The sequence below is a fragment of the Actomonas spartinae genome (assembly GCF_051209155.1).
Classification (GTDB): Bacteria; Verrucomicrobiota; Verrucomicrobiia; order Opitutales; family Opitutaceae; genus Actomonas.
Map to the genome: position 1 here is coordinate 1,003,512 of NZ_JBPJGB010000002.1, position 26,074 is coordinate 1,029,585.

Annotated in this window: 22 protein-coding genes and 1 tRNA gene; 9 read left to right on the top strand and 14 right to left on the bottom strand. The window is 64.9% G+C overall.

Annotated elements, in window-relative coordinates; translation table 11 throughout:
• The gene (locus tag AC0MRV_RS11745; RefSeq protein WP_472764664.1) at positions 1-288 is read left to right on the top strand and encodes a hypothetical protein; all 288 of its coding nucleotides are present in this window, start codon (positions 1-3) and stop codon (positions 286-288) included.
• Between the two features lie 68 nt (positions 289-356).
• Here the strand turns inward: AC0MRV_RS11745 and AC0MRV_RS11750 are convergent, their stop codons facing one another.
• The 10 genes from AC0MRV_RS11750 to AC0MRV_RS11795 all read right to left on the bottom strand — a co-directional run bounded on the left by AC0MRV_RS11750 (position 357) and on the right by AC0MRV_RS11795 (position 12,690).
• On the bottom strand, positions 357-950 hold the full coding sequence (locus AC0MRV_RS11750; RefSeq protein WP_472764665.1) for a hypothetical protein: 594 nt from the start codon (positions 948-950) through the stop codon (positions 357-359).
• 16 nt (positions 951-966) lie between these two features.
• Entirely contained in the window at positions 967-1,554 is a 588-nt protein-coding gene (locus AC0MRV_RS11755; protein WP_472764666.1) for a hypothetical protein, read from the bottom strand.
• Between the two features lie 40 nt (positions 1,555-1,594).
• The gene (locus AC0MRV_RS11760; protein ID WP_472764667.1) at positions 1,595-2,449 is read right to left on the bottom strand and encodes an SDR family NAD(P)-dependent oxidoreductase; all 855 of its coding nucleotides are present in this window, start codon (positions 2,447-2,449) and stop codon (positions 1,595-1,597) included.
• Positions 2,450-2,468: 19 nt separating this feature from the next.
• Positions 2,469-3,743 (bottom strand): glutamate-5-semialdehyde dehydrogenase, encoded by a 1,275-nt coding sequence (locus AC0MRV_RS11765; protein ID WP_472764668.1) that lies wholly within the window; start codon positions 3,741-3,743, stop codon positions 2,469-2,471.
• Between the two features lie 95 nt (positions 3,744-3,838).
• A complete protein-coding gene (locus tag AC0MRV_RS11770; RefSeq protein ID WP_472764669.1) occupies positions 3,839-4,735 on the bottom strand; it encodes a lysostaphin resistance A-like protein in 897 nt (298 codons plus the stop codon).
• A gap of 100 nt (positions 4,736-4,835) precedes the next feature.
• Positions 4,836-8,591: a carbohydrate binding domain-containing protein gene (locus AC0MRV_RS11775; RefSeq protein ID WP_472764670.1), complete on the bottom strand. Its 3,756-nt coding sequence runs from the start codon at positions 8,589-8,591 to the stop codon at positions 4,836-4,838.
• Positions 8,592-8,659: 68 nt separating this feature from the next.
• Positions 8,660-10,024, bottom strand: coding sequence for an ABC transporter permease (locus AC0MRV_RS11780; RefSeq protein WP_472764671.1), 1,365 nt, complete (start codon positions 10,022-10,024; stop codon positions 8,660-8,662).
• Positions 10,025-10,102: 78 nt separating this feature from the next.
• Complete coding sequence (locus tag AC0MRV_RS11785; RefSeq protein WP_472764672.1) at positions 10,103-11,026, bottom strand: ABC transporter ATP-binding protein; 924 nt, start codon at positions 11,024-11,026, stop codon at positions 10,103-10,105.
• A gap of 226 nt (positions 11,027-11,252) precedes the next feature.
• The gene (locus AC0MRV_RS11790; protein WP_472764673.1) at positions 11,253-12,260 is read right to left on the bottom strand and encodes an adenosine kinase; all 1,008 of its coding nucleotides are present in this window, start codon (positions 12,258-12,260) and stop codon (positions 11,253-11,255) included.
• A 40-nt stretch (positions 12,261-12,300) separates the two neighbouring features.
• Positions 12,301-12,690: a DUF6941 family protein gene (locus AC0MRV_RS11795; RefSeq protein WP_472764674.1), complete on the bottom strand. Its 390-nt coding sequence runs from the start codon at positions 12,688-12,690 to the stop codon at positions 12,301-12,303.
• An 86-nt stretch (positions 12,691-12,776) separates the two neighbouring features.
• Between AC0MRV_RS11795 and AC0MRV_RS11800 the strand changes: the two genes are divergently transcribed.
• The 4 genes from AC0MRV_RS11800 (at position 12,777) to AC0MRV_RS11815 (ending at position 17,252) form a co-directional block, all read left to right on the top strand.
• Positions 12,777-12,971, top strand: a complete 195-nt coding sequence (locus tag AC0MRV_RS11800; protein WP_472764675.1) for a hypothetical protein — start codon at positions 12,777-12,779, stop codon at positions 12,969-12,971.
• 150 nt (positions 12,972-13,121) lie between these two features.
• Entirely contained in the window at positions 13,122-14,792 is a 1,671-nt protein-coding gene (locus AC0MRV_RS11805; RefSeq protein WP_472764676.1) for a CTP synthase, read from the top strand.
• 14 nt (positions 14,793-14,806) lie between these two features.
• Positions 14,807-15,601 (top strand): 3-deoxy-8-phosphooctulonate synthase, encoded by a 795-nt coding sequence (gene kdsA / locus AC0MRV_RS11810; protein WP_472764677.1) that lies wholly within the window; start codon positions 14,807-14,809, stop codon positions 15,599-15,601.
• 76 nt (positions 15,602-15,677) lie between these two features.
• Positions 15,678-17,252 carry a beta-ketoacyl-ACP synthase 3 gene (locus AC0MRV_RS11815; RefSeq protein WP_472764678.1) on the top strand — a complete coding sequence of 525 codons (1,575 nt, stop codon included), beginning with the start codon at positions 15,678-15,680 and terminating at the stop codon, positions 17,250-17,252.
• Positions 17,253-17,291: 39 nt separating this feature from the next.
• On the opposite strand, the gene AC0MRV_RS11820 is transcribed toward AC0MRV_RS11815, so the two are convergent.
• From AC0MRV_RS11820 to AC0MRV_RS11835, 4 genes are read right to left on the bottom strand one after another with little or no spacing between them, the layout of a single operon-like run.
• Positions 17,292-19,433, bottom strand: a complete 2,142-nt coding sequence (locus AC0MRV_RS11820) for a response regulator (protein ID WP_472764679.1) — start codon at positions 19,431-19,433, stop codon at positions 17,292-17,294.
• Positions 19,430-19,795 carry a response regulator gene (locus tag AC0MRV_RS11825; protein WP_472764680.1) on the bottom strand — a complete coding sequence of 122 codons (366 nt, stop codon included), beginning with the start codon at positions 19,793-19,795 and terminating at the stop codon, positions 19,430-19,432. Before AC0MRV_RS11825 ends, AC0MRV_RS11820 begins: the two co-directional genes overlap by 4 nt.
• Before the next feature lie 50 nt (positions 19,796-19,845).
• On the bottom strand, positions 19,846-23,469 hold the full coding sequence (locus AC0MRV_RS11830; protein ID WP_472764681.1) for a PAS domain S-box protein: 3,624 nt from the start codon (positions 23,467-23,469) through the stop codon (positions 19,846-19,848).
• Positions 23,469-24,224: an RsmE family RNA methyltransferase gene (locus AC0MRV_RS11835; protein ID WP_472764682.1), complete on the bottom strand. Its 756-nt coding sequence runs from the start codon at positions 24,222-24,224 to the stop codon at positions 23,469-23,471. The genes AC0MRV_RS11830 and AC0MRV_RS11835 overlap by 1 nt, the downstream gene beginning before the upstream one ends.
• A 332-nt stretch (positions 24,225-24,556) precedes the next feature.
• Between AC0MRV_RS11835 and AC0MRV_RS11840 the strand changes: the two genes are divergently transcribed.
• From AC0MRV_RS11840 to AC0MRV_RS11855, 4 genes are all read left to right on the top strand, one after another.
• Positions 24,557-24,632: transfer RNA gene (locus tag AC0MRV_RS11840), tRNA-Ala, on the top strand.
• A gap of 112 nt (positions 24,633-24,744) precedes the next feature.
• Positions 24,745-24,993, top strand: coding sequence for a GIY-YIG nuclease family protein (locus AC0MRV_RS11845; RefSeq protein WP_472764683.1), 249 nt, complete (start codon positions 24,745-24,747; stop codon positions 24,991-24,993).
• Positions 24,994-25,094: 101 nt separating this feature from the next.
• Positions 25,095-25,343 carry a GIY-YIG nuclease family protein gene (locus AC0MRV_RS11850; protein ID WP_472764684.1) on the top strand — a complete coding sequence of 83 codons (249 nt, stop codon included), beginning with the start codon at positions 25,095-25,097 and terminating at the stop codon, positions 25,341-25,343.
• Between the two features lie 203 nt (positions 25,344-25,546).
• Positions 25,547-26,059 (top strand): CBM20 domain-containing protein, encoded by a 513-nt coding sequence (locus AC0MRV_RS11855; protein WP_472764685.1) that lies wholly within the window; start codon positions 25,547-25,549, stop codon positions 26,057-26,059.
• The last annotated feature ends 15 nt before the right edge of the window (positions 26,060-26,074 follow it).

The window sequence follows — 26,074 nt, forward strand, 5'->3', positions numbered from 1 at the left end:
ATGGACCTCGCGACCTTCAAGACTCTGGAATCGCCTGAAAACCTGGATGCGGCCCTCGCGGCCTTGTGGTGGGACGCGCGGGGCGATTGGGACCGGGCGCACACCGAGGCGCAGCGGGCGGGGAGCGCGGCCGGCGACTGGGTGCACGCCTACCTGCATCGCAAGGAAGGCGATATCGGCAACGCGGGTTATTGGTATGCGCGGGCCGGCAAACCGGCGCAACCGGCCGGGGCTTCGCTGGACGCGGAGTGGGAAGCGATCGCGGCGGTGTTGTTGGGCGGCGATTAGGCCGCGCGGCGATGGCTGGAGGGCCACTCGCTCACGCTCGCGATCACATCGGTGGGTGGCGCCTGGGCCTATTGCCCGCGGGCGTCGCGGTAGGGGGCGTGGGCGGGGCTCAGGAAGAGCGGCTGGTGGGAGAGGGTGTCGTGGAGGAGGTCGCGCAATTCGGCGGCGCGTTCGTCATCGCCGGCGGCGTCGAGCAGGTCGGCTTCCTCGCCGTATTCGCGCAGGAGACGCAGGCGTTCGTCTTGTTCATAGAGCAGGAGAGCGTAGGCCTCTTTGCCCATGCCGAAAAGCGGCAGCGTAAAGCGGTTGAGCGCGAGGCCGGTCTGGGTGGTGAAGTAGCGCTTCACCGCGAGCTCGGCCAAGCCCTTGGCGGTATGGATTTCCTTTTCGCTGAAGACGGGCGGGCGCTCACCTTCGACGACGACGCGGGGGAGGCGGACGATGCCGTTTTTGGGTTTAGGCAGGTCGGCGAAGAGCTCGTCGTCACCGTTTTCATCTGTCGCGTCGAGGGCCGGCGGCGGGTTGAACTTTGGCAACGATTCGGTGAGCGCGGCAGCCAGGTTTTCTGAGAGTGCGTTGGAGCGCGCGGGTGCGCCGTCGTCCTCGGCGAAGACCGTGACGGCGAACAGGGCTGAACCGAGAAGTTGAATGGCGCGGTTCATGAGCCCAAGAGCGGGGTCAGTTGCGGGTTTCGCGGTTGAGCGCGTCGGGTGCCGGCAGGTAGTCGCGGCGGCCGAGGGTGTCGTGGGACAGGGCCTTGAGTTCCTTGGCCTCATCCTCGTCGCCCATCAACAGGGCGTTGTCGGACTGGTCCTGGAGGTCGCCGATGAGGCGAAGGCGCTCGTCCTCCTGCCACATCGCCATGGCGAGCTCCTCCTGCGATTTGGAGAGGAAGGGGATGTTGAATTTGTTGAGCGCCTGACTGACGTCGGAAAAGTAACGTTTGGTGGCGAGCTCAGCCAGGCCCTTGTCGGTGTTGAGCTCCCGCTCGGTGAAAACCGGCGGGCGATTGCCTTCCACGATGACGCGGGGCAGGCGCACGATGCCGTTCTTGGGTTTGAGCATGAGGTCCTCGTCCACGCCGTCGTCTTCCTCTTCCTCGATCTTGGGCGGCGGCGGGTTGAATTTCGGCATGGTATCGGCGAGGGCCGAGGCCAAGTTGTTGGAAATGCCTCGCTTACGGTCGGATGTGTCCTCCTGCGCCAAGGTCGAAGCAGCCGTGGCGAGGGCGAGCAGGGCGATCAAAGTGGAGCGAAGGGCTGGCATGCGGGGTAAGACCGTTGACGGCGAAAAGGGTTCAAAATTGTCAGGCGCGGCGCAAGACTCGGCGCACGATTCCCGGGAGGAAGCGTTGAAGGTGAACCCCGTAGATCTCGGGGCCGCCGATCAGGATCTCGTTCCGGCCGCGGGCCAGCCGGGGTAGGAGCCGGGCGGCGAAGGTGTCAGCGCTCATGGCCTTGGCCTGATTGCGGTCCAGCTTGGCGTGGCGTTGGCCAGACGAATCCAGCGCGTGCAGGCTGATCTCAGTGCGCACATATCCGGGGCAGATGAGCGTGACGCCGACGCCGGTCGGGTGGAGCTCGGCGCGCAAGGCGTTAAAGAAACCGTGCAACGCGTGCTTGGAGGCGGCGTAGGCGGAGCGGTGCGGCGTGGCGACGTAGCCGACGACGCTGCTGACCACCGCGATGCGACCGGCGCCGCGGGCAATGAGGTGCGGCAGGACGGCCTTGGTTAGGCCGATCACCGCGATGCGACCGGCGCCGCGGGCAATGAGGTGCGGCAGGACGGCCTTGGTTAGGCCGATCTGGCCAAAGTAGTTCACCTCCATGATGCGGCGATCGACTTCGAGCGGCGTGACGGCGGCGTCGCCACGTTGGCCGAGTCCGCCGTTGTTGAGGAGCAGGTCGATCCGGCCCATGCCGGAGATGACGGTGTCGACGGCGGCGGAGAAGGTTTCGGCCTGCGTGAGATCAAGCGGCAGGACGAGATGTCGGTCGGGACCGCCAGCGAGCGAAGTGGCAACCGCACGCAGTTCCGCTTCGCGGCGGGCAGAAAGCACCACCCGCGCGCCGGCGGCCGCGAAGGCCCGCGCGCAGGCGGCGCCGATCCCGGAGGATGCGCCGGTGACCCAGATGACCTGATCGGCGAACGGTGCGGTCATCGGGGCGAAGACGGTGGGCTTAGCCGCGCACCTGGCCGGTGCCGGTGACGACGTATTTGTAGGAGCAGAGCTCGGGCAGGCCCATGGGGCCGCGGGCGTGGAGGCGGTCGGTGCTGATGCCGATCTCGGCGCCGAAGCCGAACTCGAAGCCGTCGTTGAAGCGCGTGCTGGCGTTCCAGAACACGGCCGAGCTGTCGATGGCGGCTTGGAAACGGGCGGCCGCGTCGGCATCGGCGGTGATGATCGTCTCGCTGTGGCCGGAGCTGTCGCGGTTGATCTGGCCGATGGCGTCCTCAAGGGAATCAACGATGCGCACAGCCATGATGAGGCTGAGGAACTCGGATTTGAAATCGTCGGCGGTGGCAGCGCGGTGCTCGATGCCGGCGGCACGGAGGATGGCGGCGGCGCGGTCGTCGGCGCGCAGTTCGACTGCGGCGGCGGCGAGGGCGGATGCGACTTGGGGCAGCAAGGTCGGCGCGGCGGCGGCGTGGACGAGCAGCTGCTCGGCAGCGTTGCAGACCCCGGGACGTTGGGTCTTGGCGTTGACCGTGATGGACTCGGCCAGCTCAGGGTCGGCGGCTTCGTCGAGGTAAATGCAGCAGACGCCGGTGTAGTGTTTGATCACGGGGACGGTGCTGTTCTCAGCCACGAAACGGATGAGGCCCTCGCCGCCGCGGGGGATGATGCAGTGGATGAGCTCGTCGAGTTTGAGCAGCGTGTTGAGCGCGGCGCGGTCGGTGGTGGGGATGAGCTGGATGGCGTCGGCGGGCAGATCGGCGTGCGCGAGCGCTTCGGCGAGCAGGGCGGCGAAGGCGGTGTTGGTATTAAAAATTTCCCTACCGCCGCGCAGGATGGCGGCGTTGCCGGACTTGAGGCAGAGGATGGCGCAGTCGATGGTGACGTTGGGCCGGGCCTCGTAGATGATGCCGATGACGCCGATCGGCACGCGGCGTTTTTCGATCACCAAACCGTTGGGGCGGGTGGTGGTTTCGAGCGCGTCGCCGACGGGATCGGGCAGCTCGGCCACTTGGCGCACGGACTCGGCGAGGTGCTCGAGGCGGACGGGCGTCAGGGTGAGGCGATCGATCTGCGCGGGGGTGAGACCATTGGCCGCGGCGGCGTCGAGGTCGAGCTGGTTGGCGGCCATGAGGCGCTCGGCGGCGGCCGGAAGCAGCTCGGCGAGTTTGCTCAGCGCGGCGTTTTTTTGCGCGGTCGGCGCCGTGGCCAGCACGTAGGAAGCGGCGCGGGCTTTTTGGGCGAGGGTGATGACCTGTTGGGCGAGCTCGTCGGACATGGGAGGGGAAACGTGTCGTTAGAGCACACGGTTGACACGGAAAAAAGTGCAAGGCCGGCGCGGGGGCCGCCGGGCGGCGGAGCGTGAATTGTAAGCTATTGGGTTACGGTTTCAGTGGGCGCTGGAGGTAGGGGCGGGGGCGGCGATGGCGGGAGCGGCGGCGGGGTTTCGACCGGGGGGCGGGTGGTGAAGTGGCGGATCAGGGCGAGGCCGAAGGAGAGGGTGATGACGGCGGTGAGGAAGAGGACCCAGAGGGGTGGCTCGTCTTCGGCGGGGAGGGTTTCGTCGAGGTTGAGCACGTAGGCGGTGACCAGCATGGCCAGCGCGTTGTTGAGCATGTGGGCGAAGATGCAGAGGCCGAGGGAGCGGGTGCGGTAGTAGATCCAACCGTAGACGAGCCCGATCATAAAGGTGGTCGGCAGTTGGATGAGGTTGAGGTGCATCCCTGAGAACAGGGTGGCGCTGAGCAGGATGGCTTTGGTCGGTGAGGTCCTGCGCAGGAGGCCGCCGAGGATGAGTCCGCGAAAAATGAACTCCTCGGTGAGCGGGGCGACGACCACGAGGGTGAGGGGGATGGTGACCGGGTGGGCGACCAGATCGAAGAGCTCAGCCAGGTTGTCGTTGGGATCGAAGATCGACGGAAGCAGGAGGCTGAGCGTCTCGAGGATCGTGCCGCCGAGGACCGCGGTGCCCAGGGTGGCGATGATGGTGGGGACCAGCATCCAGGCAAAGGAGGCGCGGGCCGGCGGCGTGAACAGCCACGGCAGCTTCTGGCGGCGCAGCTCAAGCGCCAGGGTCATGTAGGCGGCGGCGGAGTTGGCGACCAGGAGCAGGGTCGGCAGATTGGCCTGAATCGCAGCCATGTCGCCCTCGTGGAGGATGACGAGCACCACGGCGACGGGGATGGAACAACCGATCTGAAAGGCGAGGAACAGACCAGTGATGCCGAAGGCGCGGCCGATGGAGATGGCGAAGGGAGGCGAGGGGCGCACGACGCCTACGGATGGCGCGAACCGACGAAACGGTCAGCCCAAAAAACCGCGCCCCGCGTTTGTCACTTAGCAAGTGACAAACGGTAGGGCGACTACGCGGCTATTCGATGGCGTAGATTTCGACGAGGGCGATGCCGGTGGTGTCGTTGGCGCCGCGCACGAGTGCGCTGTAGCCGCCGGGTTCGAGTTCGACGATGACGGCGGCGTCCTTGGAGCCGGGCAGGAGGGGGAAGGCGCCGAGGGCATCCATGGTGGCGTCGAGCGTCGCAACATCGGTGGCACGGAACCAGTCGTCGTTGCGGGCGAGGCGTTGGAAGTTCTGGTTGGCGTCCAATTGGCCGATTTCGAGCACGGGGTCGGCGAGGGTGCCGTCGACGCCGAAGCTGCCGAGGGTGGGCCCCACGGCGCGGATGAGGAAACGCCGCGGCACGTCCCCGGGCACCACGAAGCCGGCGATGAGCAGATCGGCGCCGGTGCCGACGAAACCGCGACTGGAGAGGTTGACGAGTTTCGGACCCGCGGCGCCGTTGGCCATGTCGTAGAGTTCGACGAGGACGAGTTTGCCATCGTCCGCCGGGTTGGCGATGAGGGCGCTGTAGACGCCGGCGGTCATTTCCTTGCGCAGCACGGAGTCGGCGCTGCCCGGGGTGATGGGGAAGGCGCCGACGGTGGCAAAGGCGTCGCCGACGGCGGCCGCGTCCCAATCGTCGTTGCGCTCGCGGAAGATCGTGGCGCCGTTGACGCGTTCGTAGAGCTCGAGCTCCGGATCGGGGAGGAAGGTGGTGAAGCCGTAGGGAGCGAGGCCCGGGCCCACGCTGCGCAGGAGCAGGGACTTGGTGCCGGAACCGGTTAACACGAAGCCGGTGGAGAGCGCATTCGAACCGGCGCCCGTGCCGGTGCGGGTGGAGAGGTTGCTCAGGCCGGTGAAGGCGGGGGGCGAGGCGTTGACGGCGACGGTGGCGGCGCGGGTGGTGACGGAGCCTTGGGCGTTGGTGACCGTCACACGGTATTGGCCGGCGGTGGCGGTGGAGACGTTGGTGAGCGCCAGCGTCGCGGCGGTGGCGCCGGAAATCGGGGTGCCGTTGCGCGACCATTGGTAGGCGAGCGGGGCGGTTCCGCTGGCGGTCACACTGAGCGTGGTGTTGTCACCCGGGGCGAGGAGGCGGGCATTGGGATGCAATTCGATGGTCGGCGCCGAGACCGTGGGGTCGGCCGTGACGGAGATTTCATACCACAGCGTGTCGCCGTTTTGGCCGAGCTCGATGCGGGCGCCGCTGCCTTGGGAGGACACCGTGAGGGCGTTGGTGCGCGCGCCGGCCACATCGAGCGCCCAGGCGCTGACACGGCTTGCGGGATGCGGAATGTCGAGGGTGAGGGGCACGACTTCGATGAGCGGCGGACCGTTGCCCCAGGAGTTCGCGATGCTGGTTTCGGAGCTGTCGGTCCAGGTCCAACCGGTGCTGGCGCGCTCGCCGGTGAGGATGAGCAGCGCCCGGAAACCGGCGGCGGATTGTAACGAGTCTCCGGATACGGTGGTCACGCCGGCGGTGAGCCAGTCGAGGTTGAGGTCGCCGGGCGTGAAGACCCAACCCTCGAGGTCGACACTGCGACCTTCGGCGAAACCAAAGACAGCTTTGGTGCGGGGCGTGTCGACGGTGACGACCCCGCGGTTGGCAACGGAGTTGTCCCAGCGGAGTTCGCCGGTGTCGGCGGTGAGGATGGTCGCGGTGGGTTCGGGGGGGATGGCCGTGCGCGGGGCGTTGACGTCGAGTTGCACGCGGGTTTCGAACGCGTGGCGGGCGGAGAGGCCGAGGTGGGAGGCGTCGCCGACGCTCCATGCGCTGCCGGCGAGGGTGGCTGCGAGTTGAGCCTCGGCATCGAAGCCGACGGTGACGGAGGAGGAGGCCGGGGAGACGTCGCCGCGGCGGAACAGGTTGGCGGCGAGCAGGACGTTGGCCATCTTGGCCGGATCGGTGTCCATGGCGAAAAAGCTGTCGATCCCGGCCCGATCCCAGCCCTCGGCGCCGCGGCCGTATTCGAAGAACCAAAAACCATCCCAATCCTGGAAGGCTCCGTAGGCGGCGGGAAGGAGCGGAGCCTCGGCGGCGTAGTGGTTGGGGGCCGGGTGCTGGTATTCGGTGTTGAAAAAGGGTTTCCCGGCGACGCGCTGGCGGGCGAAGGCGCCGATGTGGCTGGTGGTCGAGTTGACGGCCGAGGTGTTGGGGATGAACCAGTCGACGGCGTCCCATGGGTTGTTGGGGAAGACGGGGTGTTCCCAGTAGAAATGGGAGTCCACGGCGTCGAGGCGCGCCTGGTTGCCGGCGGGACTGTTGGCGACGATGGTGCCGAAAACGATGCCCGCGAAGCCGAGGTCGTCCTTGATATATGAATACATCGTGTCCCAGTAGGTCTGTTCGCTGGCGATGAGGTAGCGGAACCAATCGGCCTTTTGGGCGGTGGTGGCGTTGCCGCCGTTCTTGAGCAGGACGGGCACGTTGGCGGATTCAAGGGAGGTGCCGGTGGGCAGACCGCCGGCGGCGCCACCGGTGGTGAAGGAAACCGCGGCGATCTCGACGGTGCCGGTGCGGTTGCCGAAGCCGTTGAAATTGAGGCGCACGGTGGGTTCGTCGGCGGTGGCGACGAACGTGACGGTGAACTCCTGCCAGGTGTTGTTGAGGGTGGCGTTGCCGATCGAGTAGAGGGTGGCGTAGTTGCCGGCGGCCCGGCCGATAACTCCGCTGAGCGGCAGGGTATCGGCGGAGCGGGCCCAATAGCTGGCGGTATAGATCTGGCCGGCGGTGAGGGCGAAGCCGGCCTGGTTGAGTTGCACGTGCCAGTTGGCCGCCCCCCCGGTGGTGACGCTGAGGCGGAGGGCCGGAGCGTTGTCGGTGAAGGTGGTCACGCCGGTGGCGGCGGCGACCGCGGTGTCGTGTTGCTCGAGGTTCCAGCCGGAGACGCCGCTGGCGAAATTGGCGTTGGTGAGCAACTGGGGGCCGAGCGGTTCGTCGACGGCCTGCCAACCGGCGAGGAGATCGGCGGTGTCGTCGTAACGGGTGGCAAGCCAGGCGTTCCAGTGGTCGCGTAGTTCGTTGGCGAATACAGTGGGGAGGGTATCGAGGGTGCCGTCGTGCCAGGCCTGCAGGTAGCCGTATTCGTTGAGGATCTCGATGAAGGCGACGGCGGGATCGTCGACGAGGGGGAGGCTGCCGCGGTGGGGGTTGGGGGCGGTGAGGAGTTTTTGGGCATACTCCTTCTGCAGGGTAACCATGTGGTTGCTGAAGAAGCTGAGGGCCTGCTGCTCCTTCCACTCGATCTCGCCGATGGCGGCGGGGAAACCGTCGTTTGCATAGAACTGGCGCGACACGAGCAGGTTCATGTCGGTGTAGATGCCCTCGGCGGCGAGTTCGGCGATGAAGCGGTGCAAGCGGTCGAGATGGGTGACGCTAAGGTTGCGCGAGGTGTCGCCTGTGTAATCGACCAGGACGTTGGGTGCGCCCCACGGTGCCTCAAGGTGATGGAAGCGCACGGCGTTGAAGCCGAACTTGGCCAGGCGGCCGGCGACGGCGGCGGCGTCGCTGGCGTTGGGAAAGGCGCTGTCGACGGTGAGGTTGACGCCCAGCATGCGTTCGCGTTGACCGTTGCGGGTGAGCTGGCCGGCGCTGTTGATGCTGATGCGGGCGGACGAGGTGGTGATCGGGGTGTTGAGGCCGGAGAAGTCCGTCACCGTCGCCGAGTCGTCATTCCACGGCAGGGAAAAGGGGCGAAGCTGGCCGACGAGGGACGTCGAAGAGAGCAGGCACGCGCCGAGGCAAACCACGGCCGTGACCCGCAAGAGGCGCAGGTGGGGTAGGGTCATTTGGGGGTAGTGATCGCATCAGGTCGCCAACGCTGACGCAAGGACGTGATCGAACCCTTTGGGGGCTCTCAGTCGAAGAGGTTGCCGCGGTTGAAGCGCCAGAGGCTGAAGGCGTTCACGACGACGGCGATCCCGGTGAGGACGCCGAGGATGGGCAGGATCTGCAGGATCGATTTTTGCGCCCAGAGCACCGCGAGGAAGCCTTCCATCGACCAGTAGACGATGGTGAGTTTGCTGATCTGTTGGATGAACTCCGGCATGAAGCTGGTGGGGAACCAGGCTCCACCGATCGCGCTCATGGTGAGGATGAGGAAGGTGGCGAGGCCGCTGGCGGCGGCTGGGCTCGAGGAGATCGCGGCGAGCAGCATGCCAAAGGCGGTGCAGGCGATGGAGGCGAAGAGCGCGACGACGATGAGCTGGGGAAAGTGCGCGGTGGCTTCGATGCCGAAGAGGAGCTGGCCGGCGAGGAAGAGCACGCAGAGTTGGGACAGGCCCATGAGCACGTTGAAGAGGTATTTGCTCCAGAGCACGTGGCTGCGTTTCACGGGTGAGGCGAGCAGGCGTTGGAAAATACCGGCCTGCTTTTCTTCGAAAAGCGAAGTCGAGGCGCCGCTGACGGAGAAGAGGAGGAACATGATGGCCCAACCGCCAACGACGCGGGTGGCGGCGGGGCTTTTCACGTCGGCGCCGGCGAGCTGTTCGGATTGCAGGTCGACGAGTTGGCTCATGAAGTCAGCCGCGCCGGTGGAAGGGTTGGCTCCGGCGGTGGTCGCGTCGGCATCGGCGGAGTTGGGCGCGGGACCGAAGTTCATCACCCCGGCGTCCATGTCGGCGCGGATGGCGGCCGGATCCTCGCCGAAGGCATCACCGATGGTTTGGGCGAGGTTGTCGTAAAATTGCTCGGTCGCTGCGGTGCCGATGAATCCTTCGGCGCGTTTGCGGAGTCCGTCCATCAAAGCCTGCGGGGCGGAGGTGAAGATGACCTTTTGCAGCAGGCCGGTGACGGTCTGGGTTTCGATCTCATTGCGCGGGTTGTTGAGGAAGATGAGGCGCAGGCCGAAGCGATCGTCGCTGACCGTGTCGGGTGGGAACACGAGCGCGAAGCGGAGTTGATTGTTGTCGATCATCTCGCGCACGCGAGTTTCGGTGAGTGGCGTCTCGGTGCCGTCATCGGCAACGGATCGGGTGAGCACCTTGAACGCGGATTCGGCTTGCAGGGCGGAGATGATGGAGTCGGCCACCGGCGCGTCGCTTTGATTGACGACCGCGATCGAAATGCCGTTGGGGCCGCCGCCACCGGAGCCATTCACGCCGAAGACGTGGCCGAAGATGTAGACCAGCACGAGCGGCACAATGTAGGTGAGGCCGAAGGCGACCTTGTTGCGCAGAAAGAGGCGGATGTCTTTGCGGAGAAGGGTGAGGACGGTGCGCATGGGAAGAAGGGACGGAATCGGTGAACGTGGAAGTGACGGAGACCACTTGTAACGTATTACGTTACAAGGCGGGGGGCTCTACTCGCGGAAGGCTTTGCCGGTGAGGTGGAGGAAGACGTCCTCGAGGCTGGGGCGGGTGAGGGTGCAGGCGGAGGCGGGCACGCCGTATTTTTCGGTGAGGGCGAAGACGGCGGAGAGTTTGGCGCCGGGGTTGAGGGCGAGCACATGGGCGTCCTCTGCGGTGGTGACCGTGCCGTGAGCGCTCAGTGCGGGCAGAGCGGCGGTGGTGGCGTCGGTGATCGGGAGGGAGAGCGTTTCGCTCGAAGGCAGGTGGCCGAGCAGGTCGCCCAGGCTGCCGTCGGCGAGGATGTGACCGTGGTCGATGATCGCGATGCGTGAGCAGAGGCGGGTGGCCTCCTCCATATAGTGGGTGGAGTAGATGATGGTGAGGCCCTCGGCGGCGCGTTTCTCCAGGAACTCGAAGATGGCGTTGCGGGACTGGGGGTCCACGCCGACGGTGGGCTCGTCGCAGAGCAGGAGTTTCGGCTGGTGAAGGAGGGCGGCGACGAGGTTGAGGCGGCGCTTCATGCCACCGGAGAAGGTTTTTACGCGATGGCGACGGCGGTCGTGGAGGCCGACGGCCTGCAGGCTTTCGTCGATGCGGGCGTTGAGGGTGGCGTGGTCGAGATCGAAGAGCTGGCCGAAGATGCGGAGGTTTTCCTCGGCGCTGAGCTCGTCGTAGAGCGCGAGGTTTTGCGGCACGAGGCCGAGGTCGCGGCGGGTGGCGGTGGCGGCGGGGCCGAAGCCGGCGGGCCGGTCATCGAGGGTGATGGTGCCGGCGTCGGCGGGTTTGAGCCCGGAGATGAGCGACATGAGGGTCGATTTGCCGGCGCCGTTGGGACCGAGCAGGCCGAAGAATTCCCCGGCGGGAATCTCAAGGGAGACGTTATCGAGGGCGGTGAGGCTGCCGTAGCGCTTGGTGAGCGAGTTGATCGCGAGCATGCGATCGAACAAGCGCGGTCACGGTCGGGGCGGCGACGGCATTCGTGCGAACCGTGACCAACGGGCTAGTCGCGGGGTGACGGGGTCACGGTGAGGGGTGTGCACCGGCGGCGGGCGTTCTTTCTCTTTCCTCTTTCTCTTTCTCCCCACGGGTCGGACGGCGGACACGTTCCGCGGGGCGGGGAGAAAGAGAAAGATAGAGACTAGAGAGAAGGAGGGGCCGGTCTCAGGCCAGGCGGGCCTGGAGTTCCGCGAAGGCTTCGTCGGGGATGATGGGGCCGAGGTGTTTGACCGTCTCCGCGCCGACGTGGCTGGCGATGCGGCCGGCCTCGGGGAGGGATTTACCACGGAGGTAGGCACTGAGGAAACCGGCGGCCCAAGAGTCGCCGGCGCCGTTGGTGTCGATGACGGTGTCGACGAGCACGGGTTCAATGCGGTGCAGCTCGTCACCGCGGGCGACCCAAGCGCCGTCCTTGCCGACCTTGACCGCGGCGGTCACGCCGTGGGAAGCGAGGCGACGGGCGAGTTCGTCGTAGGGCGAGGTTTCGTCTTCAAAGAGGGCGCGGATCTCGTCCTCGTTGGCGAAGATGATGTCGAAGCCCTCGGCAAGTTGGCTGAAGATCCAGGGGCGGGTGGCGTTGATGACCTCGAAGGAGGCGAGATCCATCGATACGGTGCAACCGGCGGCGCGGGCGGCGGCGAGCACGGCGTTGATGAGGGCTTCGTTGAAGACCAAGTAGCCCTCAATGTGGGCGTGGCGGCAGCCGGCGAAGTCGGCGGGGCTGATCTCGTCGGGCGAGAGGGTCATGGCGGCGCCGAGGTCGGTGCGCATGGTGCGATCGGCGTCGGGCGTGGTGAGGATGAGCGAACGGGCGTTGGGGACCGCGCCGGTCTTGAAGCGGGTGGTGTCGATGCCGAGGTCGGCGAAACGCTCGCGGTAGGTGGCGGCGACCTCGCAGTTGCCGATTTTGCCGAGGAAGGTGGTGCGCAGGCCGAGGCGGGTGGCGTTGAGGGTTGCGTTCGCCGCGGAACCGCCGGTGGAGGTGGCGGGTGCGGCGGGGAGGTGGGCGAGGATGGCACTCATCTCGGCGTCGTTGACGAGCACCATGCCGCCCTTGTCGCCGGCAACGTGATCGCGGAGGAAGGCCTCCGGCACGGGGGCGAGCAGGTCCATGATGGGGGACCCGACGCCGATGAGATCAAAGGCGGGCGAAGCGGAAGCGTTCTCGGACATGATACGGGGGTGCGGCGACGCGGGCCGGCGGCGGAAGTGGTTAGCCGTTGGCGGTGACCTGGATGTTGGTCACGAGGAGCGGCTCGTCGTCGATCTCGATGAGCAGATCGTATTGGCCGGTGGTGGGGAAAGTGAGGTTGCGCACCTCGTTGATGAGGTTGATGCGCTGGAGGGGGCTCTTGGCCTCGAAGGGGCGCTCAATGAGCGGCTGCATCTGGGAGGGATCCACGCCCATGGAGATGCGGACCTTGTGCTGGCCGGGTTGGACGTCGCTCACGGTCAGAAACCAGACCATGTAGGGGTGCACGAAGGGAAACTGGCGGCCGCAGATGTTGGAGAAGACGCCGAGGATGGTGTGTTTGCCGGTGGCGGGGTCGATATGGACGCCGTCGCAGGTGAGCCAGACGAGGACTTGAGGTTTGGAGTGCACGAGGAGGGAGTGGGCGCAGGGCGGAGGTTGGTGGCAAGCGGGGAATTGCTTGGCGTGGGAGGAATTGGCGGTTTGGTGGAAGGAAGATGATGGAGCAGATCCAGCAAGCCCTCGGCAACTTGAACGCCTACCCCCGATGGTTGGTCGCGAGCTGTGTCATTGTGGTGGCGCTGGCGGTGTTGTGGGTGCTGGGTAAGGTCCTTAAGTGGACGGTCTACGTCATTGTGGCGCTGGCGGCCTTGGCGGTGATCGGGGGCGGTGTCTGGTGGTGGATGGGGTAGCGGGAAACGCGGAAAGGCGGAAAAGCTAAAATGCCGAAACACTACGGGGTGCGGCGGGGGGGGCAGGAACATGCGCAAAGTCGGCCTGGATCGGGGCAGCGAGGGAGCTTTTTCTTGTCAGTGTTCGGGGCGCCCCGTTAACCCGTTTGGATGAAATATATTTTCGTGACGGGTGGGGTGGTTTCGTCCTTGGGCAAGGGCCTGACCGCAGCGGCTCTCGGAGCTTTGCTGGAGGTCCGCGGATTGCGCGTCCGTATTCAGAAATTTGACCCCTACCTGAACGTCGATCCCGGCACGATGAGCCCTTACCAGCACGGCGAGGTTTATGTGTTGGAAGACGGTGCCGAAACCGACCTCGACCTGGGTCACTACGAGCGCTTCACGAGTGGCAAACTCTCCCGGCTCAACAGCCTTTCCTCGGGCCAGGTTTACGAGAGCGTGATCCAAAACGAGCGTCGGGGCATGTATCTGGGCAAGACGGTGCAGGTCATCCCGCACGTCACCAACGAGATCAAGGAACGCATTTACCAAGGCGGCAAAGACGTGGATGTGCTCATCACCGAGATCGGTGGCACGACCGGCGACATCGAGGGCCTGCCCTTCCTGGAGGCCATGCGCCAGTTTGCGCTCGAGGTGGGACCGCGCGACTGCCTCTTCATTCACGTGACCTTGGTGCCCTATCTCGGCGCGGCGGGTGAGTTGAAGACGAAGCCGACCCAGCAGTCGGTCGCGAAGCTGCGCGAAATCGGTATCCAACCGCACATCGTGGTCTGCCGTTGCGAGCACCCGATGGACCAGGGCATGCGCGATAAAATTTCCATGTTCTGCAATGTGCCGGTGCGCGCGGTGGTTGAGTGCCGCGATGTGTCGTCGATCTACGAATTGCCGCATGCGCTGCAACGCGAAGGCATGGACGAGCTCGTGGTCGAGCTCTTCGGGATGAAGCGGCCGATGCCGGAAAAAAACCCGTGGGACAACATCGTGCAGCGCATCAACAACCCGCGTCACGAGGTCACCATCGGCGTGGTGGGGAAATACATCGAACTGCAGGATGCCTACAAATCGGTCTACGAATCGGTGACCCACGCCGGCATCGCCAACCATTGCCGGGTGAACGTGGTGCGCATCGATGCCGAGGACCTGGAGGCCAAGAACGGCCTCGATCTGCTCAAGAATTTGGACGGCATCCTCGTGCCGGGTGGCTTCGGGGACCGCGGCACCGAGGGCAAGATCGCTGCCGCGCGGTATGCTCGCGAGAACGGCGTGCCCTACTACGGCCTGTGTCTCGGCCTGCAGATCGCGGTGATCGAGTTCTGCCGCAATGTGCTCAAGCTTAAGGGCGCCAACTCGCTTGAGTTTGATCCCGAAGCGAAGGAACCCGTCATCACGATGATGGAGGAGCAGAAGAAGATCGTGGACAAGGGCGCGACCATGCGCCTCGGCAGCTACGAGTGTGAGCTGCAGCCCGGCACACTCGCCCGCCGCGCTTACGGATCCGACCGGGTGCGCGAGCGTCACCGCCATCGCTACGAGGTGAACAACGACTATGTCGACCGCATGAAGAAGGCCGGCATGACGATCAGCGGCATCAACCCGCGTCGCAGCTTGGTCGAGATCGTGGAGATCAAGAAGCATCCGTGGTTCCTCGCGGTGCAGTTCCACCCGGAGTTTCAGTCCAAGCCCGGCGAGGCGCATCCTTTGTTTGCGGCCTTCATCAAGGCCGCCATGAAGCGCAAGGCGGGCACTTCGACGCCGGCCAAACCCGCCAAGAAGATTGCGAAGAAGGCGGCCGCGAAGCCGAAGGCCAAGAAAACGAAGTAGGGTCCCTGCGTCGTATGCTTTTTGATTCCAACAAACTCCTGTTACTCGCGGGGCCGTGTTCCTTGGAAAACGCCGAGGTCTGCCGCGTGGTGGCGACGCAATTGGTCGCGTTGCGCGACGCGCAGCCGGACCTGAACATCGTCTTCAAGGGCTCCTTCGACAAAGCCAACCGCACCTCGATTCAAGGCGATCGCGGCACGGGCATGGCGGCCGGTCTCGAATTGCTGGCGATGGTGAAACGCGAATTCGGCCTGCCGGTTGTGACCGACATTCACAACGCCGAGCAATGCGCGCCGGTGGGCGAGGTGGTGGATGTTTTGCAGATCCCGGCCTTCCTTTGTCGCCAGACCGACCTGCTGCTGGCGGCGGCGGCGACGGGCAAGACGGTCAACGTGAAGAAGGGGCAGTTTCTGTCCCCGACCGACATGGTCCACGTGGTGGGCAAGCTGCGCGAAGGCGGCGCGGCCGAGATTTGGCAGACCGATCGCGGCACGACTTTTGGTTATCAGAACCTGGTGGTCGACATGCGCAGCTTCCCGATCATGGCCCAAAACGGTTACCCGACCATCCTCGACGCGACGCACAGCGTGCAGTTGCCGGGCGCGGGCGGGGGCAAGAGCAGCGGCCAGCGCGAGTATGTCGAACCGCTGGCCAAAGCCGCGCTCGCGGCGGGCGCGGACGGGCTTTTCCTGGAAACACACCCGGATCCGGCCAACGCGATCAGCGACGGGCCCAACATGGTGCCGCTCGCCGAGCTGGCTGGCCTGATCGAGCGCTGCCTCGCGATCTGGCGGGTGGTGCGGGCCTGAATCGATTGCGGCCATTTGTGGCGTGGGAGGGGCATTGACCCGTCGGCGAAGGCGGCTCAGCTTGCTGACCTGCACCATGGCCGATTCTCTCGAGCAACTCATTGTGATTGATGTGCCGGTCCCGTCGATGGGCGCGACCGTCAACGAACTCACCGTCATTGATGTGATGGTGAAGGCCGGGGATCGCTTCTCCAAAGGCGATAAGATCGCCGAACTGGAGAGCGATAAATCCGTGTTCGAATACGAGGCGCCGTGTGACGGCGCCTTGGTTTCGTTGGCGGTGCGGCCGGGTGACATCGTGCCCTCGGGCGAGCCGTTCATGCGTATCGAAACGGCGGATATGTCGCTGAAACATTTGGAGGTGAAGGGCGCGGTGGCGGCGGCAAAGCCGCCAGCGGAGAAGCCGGCCGAGATGAAACCGACCGAGGCGAAACCGGGGTCACCGACCCCGGCTACAGTTCCGACTTCGACGGTTTCGTCGGGCCCGCAGTGGACGCCGCGGGCGGTTAAGTTGGTCAAGGAAGCGGGGCTCGATCCGGCGACCCTCACCGACATCGCGGCGACCGGGCCGGGTGGTCGGGTTTCCGGTGACGACGTCGCGGCCTATTTGGCCAAGCAAGAGGCGACCCCAATGGCGGCACCGGCGGTTTCCGAGTCCAGGGTCGATGAGACGGTGTGCATCGCCGGCGTGGGTTTTGCGGTGCCCGACAACGTGCGCTCGACCAAGGACGTGCTGAAAGAGTTTCCCGGTCGCACCGAAGAGGAGATGATCAAGCTCACCGGCATTCGGGAGCGCCGTTATGCCGATGAAGGTCAGTCTGCCACGGACCTCGCCTCGATCGCGGTGCAACACGCGGTGGAGCAGGCCGGAATCGACATCACCACCGTCGATGGCGTGATCATGGCGACGATCATTCCGGATCAGCCGGTGCCGTCGATGGCCAGTGCACTGGCCCGAAAGTTGGGCATCCCGTTTGCCTTGGCGTTTGATTTGAATGCGGCCTGCTCGGGTTGGTTGTATGCGCTGGAGGTGGGGCGTTCACTCATTCGCGGCGGATCGGCGAAGAACGTGATCGTGGTCACGGCCGAGTTGCTGTCGCGCATCACGAATCCGAAGGATCACGAAACCGCCTTTCTTTTCGGCGACGGCGCGGGTGCGGCGGTGCTGACCGACGCGGCGGGCGGCCACCGGCTGCACCGCATGGCTTTGTCCGGCGATGCGACTCATTATGCGGCGATCCAACGTCGGGGGGGTGGGGCGAACAAGCCGTGGCCCAAGCCGGAGGATATCGACATCAAGGATTTCTACCTGCAGATGGACGGCGGCACGGTATTCAAGAATGCCGTCATCGCGTTTGCGAATGAGATTGAGTCGACCCTGCAGCGGCACGACCTGAAGCCGGAGGACATCGCGTGGGTGGTGCCGCACCAGGCCAACGAGCGCATCCTGCGGGCGGTCTCGAAGCGCGTGGGGATCCCCTTTGATCGTTTCGTGGTGACGATCTCCAAATACGGCAACACCTCGGGCGCGAGCGTATCGATGGCGCTGGGTTGGGGCGCCGAGGAAGAGATCTTCCAACCCGGGGATCGCATCATCTTCTGCAGCGTCGGCGCGGGGCTCACCTACGCGGGTGGGCTGCTGGTGTGGTGATCGCCCGAGAGGCGACGTCGCGCCCGCAGACGGGCGGCCTCAGGCGGTTTTCAGCGCGCGGTGGATGGCGTCGGCCAGCGACTGCAGCGTGAAGGGTTTGCTGACGAAGGCCTTGAATCCCACCGCGTGCGCGCGACCGGCGTCCATTTGGCCACCGAAACCGACGATCATGATCATCGGCAGATCGGGTTGGTGGGCCCAGACAGCGTTGGCGAGGTCGGCGCCGGTGAGGCCGGGCATGAAATAGTCGGTGACCACGAGGCTGAACTCGTTGGGGTTCTTCAGCAGTCGGTCGCGGGCGAGACGCGGGTCATTCATCGACTCGACGGCGTAGCCCAGGCGGCCAATGAGGGAGCAGGCGACCTTGGCGACAGCGGGTTCGTCATCGACGACCAGAATACGTTCGCCGGTTCCGGTCGGCACATTGCCGCCGACAAGCGCGCCGCCGGCGGGGGACGGGGAGTGATGGGCGGCCGGCAGGTAGATCGCAAAGGTGGTGCCGACGCCCGGAGTGCTGTCGGCGAAGATGCCACCGTCGTGGCTGGTGACGATGCCGTGCACCACCGACAAGCCGAGGCCGGTGCCCTGACCGGCGGGTTTGGTGGAAAAGAAGGGTTCAAAAATCCGCTGGAGGGTGTCCTCATCCATGCCGCTGCCGTTGTCGATGATCTCGAGCAGCAGGTAGTCGCCGGCGACGAGGGGCGGCCGCCGCCGCGCTTGTTCCTCGTTGAGCGAGGAGGAGGTGAGGCGGACTTTGATTTCGCCGGGTTTGTCGCCGATGGCGTATTTGGCGTTGTTGCAGAGATTGAGGACAATCTGGTGTAACTGCCCGAGGTTGGCGAGGGCGAGGCGATTGGTCTGAAGCTCGGTCGAAACCAGGATGTGGCCCGACACGGTTTTGTTGAACTGGCTGATGGCGTCGCGGATGACGGTCCGAAGATCGATCGGTTCGCGTTTGGAGCGCTCGTTGCGGCTGAAGAGGAGGATCTGGCCCACCAGGTCCTTGGCCCGGGCCGAGGCCTCGCGGATGTCGCCGATGCTTTCGAGCCAGCGGGAGTTGAGTCCGGATTCCTTGGCGTCGATTTCCAGCAATTCGCTCGTGGCGGAAATGACGGCGAGGAAGTTGTTGAAATCGTGCGCGATGCCGCCGGCGAGGTTGCCGATCGCCTCCATCTTCTGTGATTGGCGCAGACGCCGCTCCATGCTGATGCGGGCGGACTCGGCGGTGCGGCGCAAGGTGATGTCGCGCACAACGCCGATGCGGCGATTCTCACCAAACTCGTCCATCGCGGCGAGTTCGGTGCGGGCAAAGAGGTGGATGCGTTCTCCTTTGGCGGACTCGAGGGTGAACTCGACTTCACGCGGGCGGGTGTCGGACGGGTCGGGGGAAAACACGGCGGCGGCGGCGGCGCGTTGCACGACCGGAATGTTGCGGGCGAACTGGTCCCACACGAGCGTCTTGGCGATCGCCGGTTGGCCGAGCAGATCCAACGCTTCGCGCGACCACCAGGAAGTGCCGCGATCGAAGTCGAATCCGAAGCTGCCCATCTGGGCGACGTGGAAACCGAGGCTGAGCTGGTTGGCGACCCGCCGACGTTCCTCCACTTCGGTCTCCAGCTGACGGATGGTTTCGACGAGGCGGTCGTTGAGTTGGCGGATCTCGCTTTCGCTGGCGGCGAGGGCGGCGTTGGAGGCGGACAACTCATCGACCTTGGCCTCGAGTTTGACCGACATGCGGCGGCTGTGGCCTTCGAAAAAGGTCTCGTGCGCGGCGGGACTGCGCGGGGTGCGGGGCGGCGCGGCGCGCACTTCGGCGATCACTTCCTCCAGGCGGGCGACGATCTTCTCGGGATCGAAGGGTTTGATGAGGTAGCAATCGGCGCCGACTTCCTTGGCAAAGCGTTCGTCGCTTTCGTCGGTGAAGGTGGCGGTGTAGATGACAAAGGGGAGGCGGCAGCGCTGCGGGTCGGTGCGCAGGGTGTGACAGAGCTCGAAGCCATCCATCTGGGGCATGAGGGCGTCCGAGACGACGAGGTCCGGGTCGCCTTTGACTTTGAGGATGTCGAGCGCCTCCCGCCCGTTGGCGGCCTTCCACACCTGGTGACCGGCGTCCAGGAGCAGCTGCTCAAGCAGGTAAATGCTGTTCCGATTATCTTCGACGATGAGGATCGTGTGGCTCATGCGGAGAGGAGTTGACGGACGCGGTTGATGAAGTCGTCCGGGTCGAACGGCTTTTCGAGGTAATCCTGCACGCCCAGTTCCATGGCGCGCTGCCGTTCGCCGGGCATGGCATAGGAGGAGGCGACGAGCACGGGAATGTCGCGGGTGCGAGGATCGGCCCGCAGGTGTTCGAGCGTCTCGTAGCCGTCCATTTCCGGCATTTCGATATCGAGGACGATGATGTCGGGCCGTTCCCGCTGCGCCGATGCGAGTCCGATGGCGCCGTCGCCAGCTTGAGTGACAACAAAGCCCGCTTTTTCGAGCAGGAAGGTGGCGAGATGTTGGTTGGAGTCGTTATCCTCGATCAGGAGCGCGGTGGGCATGGCCAGGGGAGTGAGAAGCAGGGGGAGTCGTTGATGGTGGGGTGCTTACCTTAATTTGAACCGCCGGGCGAGGCTGGAGGGAGGGTGACGGTAAAACAGGAGCCGCGGCCGAACTCACTTTCGACGCTGATGTGGCCGCCGAGCTTGGCGGTGAGCTTGCGGACGAGGTTGAGGCCGAGTCCGACCCCGTCGTAGACCCGGCGGGCCGAGCCATCAATTTGGCGAAAGGCTTCGAAGAGTTGCGGCAGGTGTTCGGCTTTGATGCCGATGCCGTTGTCGCTCACGGCGATGATCACCCCGCCGTCGGCGCTGCGGCGGGCGGAGACCTCGACGCGGCCGGCGGGGCCGGGGGTAAACTTGAGGGCGTTGCCGGCGAGGTTGAAGAGGATCTGGTGCAGGCGACGCCGGTCGCTCACAATCACGGGCAGGTCGTCGGCGAGCGTGGTGACGTAGGTCATGCGCTCGGGTTTAACGCGCGGGGTGAGATCCTTTTCAACCTCGGCGAGCAGCGCGGGGATATCGACCTCCTCGCGCAGCATTTCCATACGACCGGAGTCGATGCGCGAGACGTCGAGCAGGTCGTTGATGAGTTCCAGCAGGTTTTTTGCCGACTGGTTGACCATGCCGATCTGCTTGTGCTGTTCGGGCGAGAGCGGGCCGACCATGCCACGCGCGAGGATGGAGGAGAAGCCGATGATGGAGTTGAGCGGCGTGCGCAGCTCGTGGCTCATGGTGCCGAGGAACTCGGTCTTGAGGCGGTCGAGTTCCGTGAGCTTTTCGTTGGCCGACTCGAGGTCGGCGGTGCGAGCGGCGACGCGCAGCTCGAGGGTTTCGTTGAGCTCGCGCAGTTGGGTCTCGGCCTGCTTGCGCTCGGTGATGTCACTGATGAAACCGACGATCTCGTCGATGAGAGTGTGCGGGTTGCGGATGATCTCGCCCTGCTCCCAGAACCAGAGGATGCGCCCGTCGCGGTGTTTGATTTGGTATTCGAGTGAATAGCGGCGTTGGCCGAGCGGCTTTAGCAGGGCCCCCTCGACGATGGTGCGGGCCGATTCACGGTGCGCGGGGAGGATGAGGTCGTTGAAGCTGATGCGGCTTTCGAGGAAGTCTTCAGGCGGATAGCCGGTGAGGTTCATCGCGCCGCGGTTCACCCAGACCATCGTCCAGTTCTCGTCAATCAGGCAGCGGAAGGAGAGACCGGGGAGCTGGGCGACGAGGGTTTCGAGCAATTGCCGGTTCTCGCGCAAGGCCTTCTCGGTGGCGATGCGTTCGGAGACGTCGGTTTCGGAAATCACCACACACTCGCTGTCGCTGAGACGGGCGCGCGCGGCGCTGAACAGGACGGTGCGGTCCTGGCCGGCGTGGTCGCGCATTTGCAGGGTTTGGGGCGGGAAGCTGCCGGTGGAATCCAAGGTGCGCAGTAAACGCTGCCGGTCGGCGGGATCGCTCCACAGGTTCAGCTCCAGACCATTGCGGTTGATGATCTGTTCGCGGTTGTAGCCGAAGGTGGTGAGCCAGGCCTGGTTGACGTCGATGATGCGTCCGTCGGGGTAGCTGGCGATGACCTGCGGAGCGGGCGAGAGGTGAAACACCCGTTGGAAGCGCTCTTCGGAATCGCGGAAGAGGCGCTCGGCCATGAGCCGATCGGACACATCGAGCACGAGCGACGACACGCCGACGATCTTCCCCTCGGGGTCGACGATGGGGGTGTTATACCACTCGCAGTCGATGATACGGCCGTCCTTGGTGAGGTTTTGGTTGAAGTTGCGAGAGCCTTCGGGGGTGGCCAACAGGGTGCGCCAGGTAGCGGTGACCTGGTCCTGATCGGCCGGTGCGACGATCATGCTGCCAAGGCGACCGATGGCCTCTTCGGCCTTCCAGCCAAAGATGGCTTCGGCGGAAGCGTTCCAACTGCGAATGCGGAACTTCTCGTCGAACTCAACCACCCCGAGCGGGGTGTTTTCGAGGTGCCGGCTGATGCGGCGTTGGCTGTCGCGCAACGCGGCTTCGGCGCGGCGCTGTTCGGTGAGATCGATCTTCACGCCGAGCGTGCCGACCACTTCGCCCTCTCGCAGAATCGGTGCCTCCACCACGTGAAAATAGCGGCGGCCACGAGGCGTATCCTCGACGGTGTCGGCGCTCATGATTTCACCCGCGAGCACGCGCCGGGTGCGTTCGATGCGGTCCTGCACGAGGCTGGCCTCATCTTCGATTTCGTCGACGCGTTTACCGATGACGTCACCGTGCAGATCCTGGGCAAGGCGGTTCTGGTAGGTGTAGGTGCCGTTGGCGTCGGTGGTCCAAATGTCGAACGGGGTGTTGTCGAAGATGGCGGTGAGGGTGGCCTCGTGACTCAGGCGTTGGTCGACCTGGCGCTGCAGGTTGGCGTTGATCTCGGCCAACTGCTTTTGGCGATTGAGCAGGTTGCGTCCCTGTTCGCGGAGCCCCAGGCGCAGGTCCTGGATTTCCCGCGGCGCCGGGGTGTCGGTGATGTCGATGACACCGGTGGTGGCGAAGGTTTCGACCGAGGCAGACAGTGACTCGATCGGACGGGAGAGCAGCCGGGCGATCAACCAGGCGAGCAGAATGCTCATGACGCTGCCGCCGACGGCGATGCCAAGGTAGAGTGGAGTCGACGTGATGCCGTTCGTCGCCGCCTCACCGGAGCCTGGGGTTGCGCCGATGATACTCCAACGGTCGTAGGGCGCAGGCAGGTATTGTTGGCGGGCGAACCAGAGTTGTTGACCCATTTGGGCGGAGGTCACCGGGCTCGGGCTGGCCGCGGGGGAGCGCTCGGAGTCGTGCAGGATCGGATTGAGAATCGCGTCGCTGGCCGGCAGATCCGCGAGGGCGCTGATGCTGGGCAGACCGGCGATGGCGGCGCGGTTGTGGTGACCCACCCACAGTGGTGGGTTGCGCTGATGATCGAAGATCGAAATGCGCAGGCCGGTCTCTTCCTGGACCGCCACGGTGAAACGGTGCAGCTGCGTGAGGTCGTATTCAGCCCACCAATACCCGGGGACGATGCCATCGCCATTGAGCGGGGCGGGCAGGACGCAGGTCACGCCGATGGCGGGGGAAATGCCGCGGAGGTGGTGCACGGTGCTCCAGTAGAACGATTCAGCCTCCTCGGCCGGCGCGCCGGAGGAGGGCAGGGGAAAGGACTCGAGCGGGGTGCCGGCCGGCAGGGTTTCGATGAGTTCCAGGGAACCGAATCCCGGCGCGCTGTAACGGCGTTGGCGCAGCGTGCCGTCGGGTTGGCGAGTGGCGAGGTGCAGCAGCAGCCGGCCGGATTCCTCCCGCCAGAGGAACCCGTATTCGCCGGTCGTGGCGCTGGAGTAGCCGAGTCGGGTGAGCTCCGGTCGCTGTTCGAGCACCGGGATGGAGCGTTGCAGGATGTCGCGCCAGACCGCTTCGCTCGGCGTGGCCGAGGCGGGGGTGAACCGGGCGGTGGACCGAATGCTCAATTCGGCGGCTTGCAGCAGCTGTTGGAAGCGAAAGGAGGCGCGATCCAGGCGATCGTTCAAGTTGACCTCGGTCACAGCGGCATCGGACGACGCGGTGACCCGGTTGATCAAGGTGCCGGTCACGGTGACGAGGATAAGCGACCAAATGCCGGTGCCGAGGATCAGCCACGTGCGAAACGACAGGGAGGAGAGTCGCGACGTGAGCATCAGGGATTTAGCGCCGCGCTGATGACGGCGAGGGCGTAGGTCGCGGCGGTGTCGCAGCGCAGCACGAGTGGACCCAAAGAGACGGGCTGCGCGCCGGCGGCGGTAAGGTTCGCCATCTCCGCCGGGGTGAAATCGCCTTCCGGACCGACCCACCACAGCACCCTGCGCGGGGCAGAGGGAGTGGCCGTGCGCCAAGCGCTGACGGTGGAGAACAGGTCCTCGGCCCCCGGGTGCAGGCTCGCGACAAGCGAATGGTCATGCGTCGACACGAGGTCGTTGACGGCGGCGGCGAAATCCATCGGCTCGTCAATGCGGGGAAGCCACGGATTGCCGCATTGCTTGGCGGCCTCCAGTGCGGCGGTCTCCCATTTCTCACGCTTACGGCCCTGTCGCTTTTCGTCCCATTGCACCTGTGTGCGCTCCGTGTGCAGCGGGACGATGCGGCGGACGCCAATTTCCGTCGCGTGACGCACGATGGCATCCATGACCGCGCCCTTCGGCACGGCTTGCGCAAGGGTGATGGCGCAGGGCAGTGGGCGGACGGGCAGGGGGGCCACGATCTTGAGCCGCGCCGCGCGGCGATCGGCCCGCTCGAGTTCGGTGCGCCATTCCTGTCCGGTGCCGTCGAATGCGACCACGGGATCGCCGGTGCGTGCGCGATTCACGGTCACCAAGTGATGGGATTCAGACGCGCTCAGCTCCAGAAATTCCTGCGAAGGGTGGGGTGATGGGCAGAAAACGCGGAAGTCGGGCATCGAGGGGCGAAATGCGCGCCAACCCTGCTCAACTGAGCAAGGGCCGTCCAGATTTTGCTGTTCGGTTGCGAGAAACAGTAAGGGCGTCGGGAAAAACCCGACGCCCTTGCCGACTTATCAAACTACAAACTATGAACTAGGCAAAAAGAACAAAGGACTTACAGGGGGACAGACGGGCTCGGGCGGAAATCGTTCAAAATATATCCAAAAAAATGTGCCTGCTTTTTTCGCACCGCCCGATCTCGCGGTGGGAGCGAGGATGAGCCCGGGGGCTAAAAAGGTGTTTACTCCACGATGCGAGTTTCTCACAACTGCGCTCCCTTTGGGTAAATGGGGCTGTAGCTCAGTTGATAGAGCGCTTCGTTCGCAATGAAGAGGTCAGGGGTTTGATTCCCCTCAGCTCCACCAGCCTTCGCTGAAGCTTCGGCTGGCGAGGCCAGCCCGAAGCGAAGGCGAAGGCTGCCCGCCGTAGCTCGCAGAGCGAAGGAGGGCCGGCGGGACCATCGAGAAATCACCGGGCATGCGTTACGTCTACCTCATTGAGTCAGTTGAAGACGCAAAAGAGCGTTACATTGGACTGACCGATGATCTGAAATCGCGATTGAACGCGCACAACCGGGGGCAATCGCCTCACACCGCCAAACACAAGCCGTGGCGGCTCGTGACCTACGTTGCGTTCGACGATGTCGGAGCAGCCCGTGAATTTGAGCTCTACCTCAAGTCGGGCTCCGGTCGGGCTTTCGCCAACAAGCGGCTGTGGCGTCGCTGAAGCTTCGGCTGGCGAGGCCAGCCCGAAGCGAAGGCGAAGGCTGCCCGCCGTAGCTCGCAGAGCGAAGGAGGGCCGGCGGGACCATCGAGAAATCACCGGGCATGCATTACGTCTGCCTCATTGAGTCAGTGGAAGGCGCAAAAGAGCGTTACATTGGACTGACCGATGATCTGAAATCGCGATTGAACGCGCACAACCGGGGGCAATCGCCTCACACCGCCAAACACAAGCCGTGGCGGCTCGTGACCTACGTTGCGTTCGACGATGTCGGAGCAGCCCGTGAATTTGAGCTCTACCTCAAGTCGGGCTCCGGTCGGGCTTTCGCCAACAAGCGGCTGTGGCGTCGCTGAAGCTTCGGCTGACGAGTCCAGCCCGATGCGAAGGCGAAGGCTGGTCGCAGAGCTGGCGAAATGAGCTACCGCCGCGGGACTCAGGTGACAGCCGGGAAAATAAAAAGCGTCGCGACGCTTGGTCTTCAATTTGCTATTGCTTCTCGCTGACGCGGCAGCGCAAAGGTCGTTTGCCAGTCATTTCACACACATCGTCACGAACCATGAAAAAGAGCACCAAGACCACCTCGCCTGCCGCCCCACAGGCCAAGAAGACCGCCCCCAAAAAGGCAGTGGGAACGCAAAAGGCCGCCACCAAGAAGGCTGCTGCTCCCGCTTCGAAACCGGCCGCCAAGGCGACCCCGGCCCCCGCCCCGGCTCCGGCGGCCAAGAAAACCGTCGCGAAGAAGGCCGCGGTGAAAAAACCGGCCGCCGCCAAGAAGACGACCACGAAAAAAACCGCCGCGGCCAAACCGGCGGAATCGAAAACGGTCATCACCGCGAAGATCGACATCGGCTTCGGCAACACCTTGCACGTGCGCGGCAGCGGCCCGGGTCTTTCCTGGGACGGTGGCGTGCCGATGAACTGCGTGGGCGACGACGAGTGGTCCATCACGCTCACGGGCGCGACCGTGCCAGTCGTGTTCAAGTTCCTGGTCAATGACCTGAGCTGGAGCTCGGGCGAGGACTTCGTGGTCGAGCCCGGCAGCTCGGTCGTGATCGAGCCCGGGTTCTGATCTCGGAGCACCACG

Excerpts from the sequence above, each read along its gene's own strand:
- AC0MRV_RS11745 (WP_472764664.1), top strand. The coding sequence starts at position 1 with ATGGACCTCGCGACCTTCAAGACTCTGGAATCGCCTGAAAACCTGGAT.
- AC0MRV_RS11750 (WP_472764665.1), bottom strand. The coding sequence starts at position 950 with ATGAACCGCGCCATTCAACTTCTCGGTTCAGCCCTGTTCGCCGTCACG.
- AC0MRV_RS11755 (WP_472764666.1), bottom strand. The coding sequence starts at position 1,554 with ATGCCAGCCCTTCGCTCCACTTTGATCGCCCTGCTCGCCCTCGCCACG.
- AC0MRV_RS11760 (WP_472764667.1), bottom strand. The coding sequence starts at position 2,449 with ATGACCGCACCGTTCGCCGATCAGGTCATCTGGGTCACCGGCGCATCC.
- AC0MRV_RS11765 (WP_472764668.1), bottom strand. The coding sequence starts at position 3,743 with ATGTCCGACGAGCTCGCCCAACAGGTCATCACCCTCGCCCAAAAAGCC.
- AC0MRV_RS11775 (WP_472764670.1), bottom strand. The coding sequence starts at position 8,591 with ATGACCCTACCCCACCTGCGCCTCTTGCGGGTCACGGCCGTGGTTTGC.
- AC0MRV_RS11780 (WP_472764671.1), bottom strand. The coding sequence starts at position 10,024 with ATGCGCACCGTCCTCACCCTTCTCCGCAAAGACATCCGCCTCTTTCTG.
- AC0MRV_RS11785 (WP_472764672.1), bottom strand. The coding sequence starts at position 11,026 with ATGCTCGCGATCAACTCGCTCACCAAGCGCTACGGCAGCCTCACCGCC.
- AC0MRV_RS11790 (WP_472764673.1), bottom strand. The coding sequence starts at position 12,260 with ATGTCCGAGAACGCTTCCGCTTCGCCCGCCTTTGATCTCATCGGCGTC.
- AC0MRV_RS11800 (WP_472764675.1), top strand. The coding sequence starts at position 12,777 with ATGATGGAGCAGATCCAGCAAGCCCTCGGCAACTTGAACGCCTACCCC.
- AC0MRV_RS11805 (WP_472764676.1), top strand. The coding sequence starts at position 13,122 with ATGAAATATATTTTCGTGACGGGTGGGGTGGTTTCGTCCTTGGGCAAG.
- kdsA (WP_472764677.1), top strand. The coding sequence starts at position 14,807 with ATGCTTTTTGATTCCAACAAACTCCTGTTACTCGCGGGGCCGTGTTCC.
- AC0MRV_RS11815 (WP_472764678.1), top strand. The coding sequence starts at position 15,678 with ATGGCCGATTCTCTCGAGCAACTCATTGTGATTGATGTGCCGGTCCCG.
- AC0MRV_RS11820 (WP_472764679.1), bottom strand. The coding sequence starts at position 19,433 with ATGAGCCACACGATCCTCATCGTCGAAGATAATCGGAACAGCATTTAC.
- AC0MRV_RS11825 (WP_472764680.1), bottom strand. The coding sequence starts at position 19,795 with ATGCCCACCGCGCTCCTGATCGAGGATAACGACTCCAACCAACATCTC.
- AC0MRV_RS11830 (WP_472764681.1), bottom strand. The coding sequence starts at position 23,469 with ATGCTCACGTCGCGACTCTCCTCCCTGTCGTTTCGCACGTGGCTGATC.
- AC0MRV_RS11835 (WP_472764682.1), bottom strand. The coding sequence starts at position 24,224 with ATGCCCGACTTCCGCGTTTTCTGCCCATCACCCCACCCTTCGCAGGAA.
- AC0MRV_RS11845 (WP_472764683.1), top strand. The coding sequence starts at position 24,745 with ATGCGTTACGTCTACCTCATTGAGTCAGTTGAAGACGCAAAAGAGCGT.
- AC0MRV_RS11850 (WP_472764684.1), top strand. The coding sequence starts at position 25,095 with ATGCATTACGTCTGCCTCATTGAGTCAGTGGAAGGCGCAAAAGAGCGT.
- AC0MRV_RS11855 (WP_472764685.1), top strand. The coding sequence starts at position 25,547 with ATGAAAAAGAGCACCAAGACCACCTCGCCTGCCGCCCCACAGGCCAAG.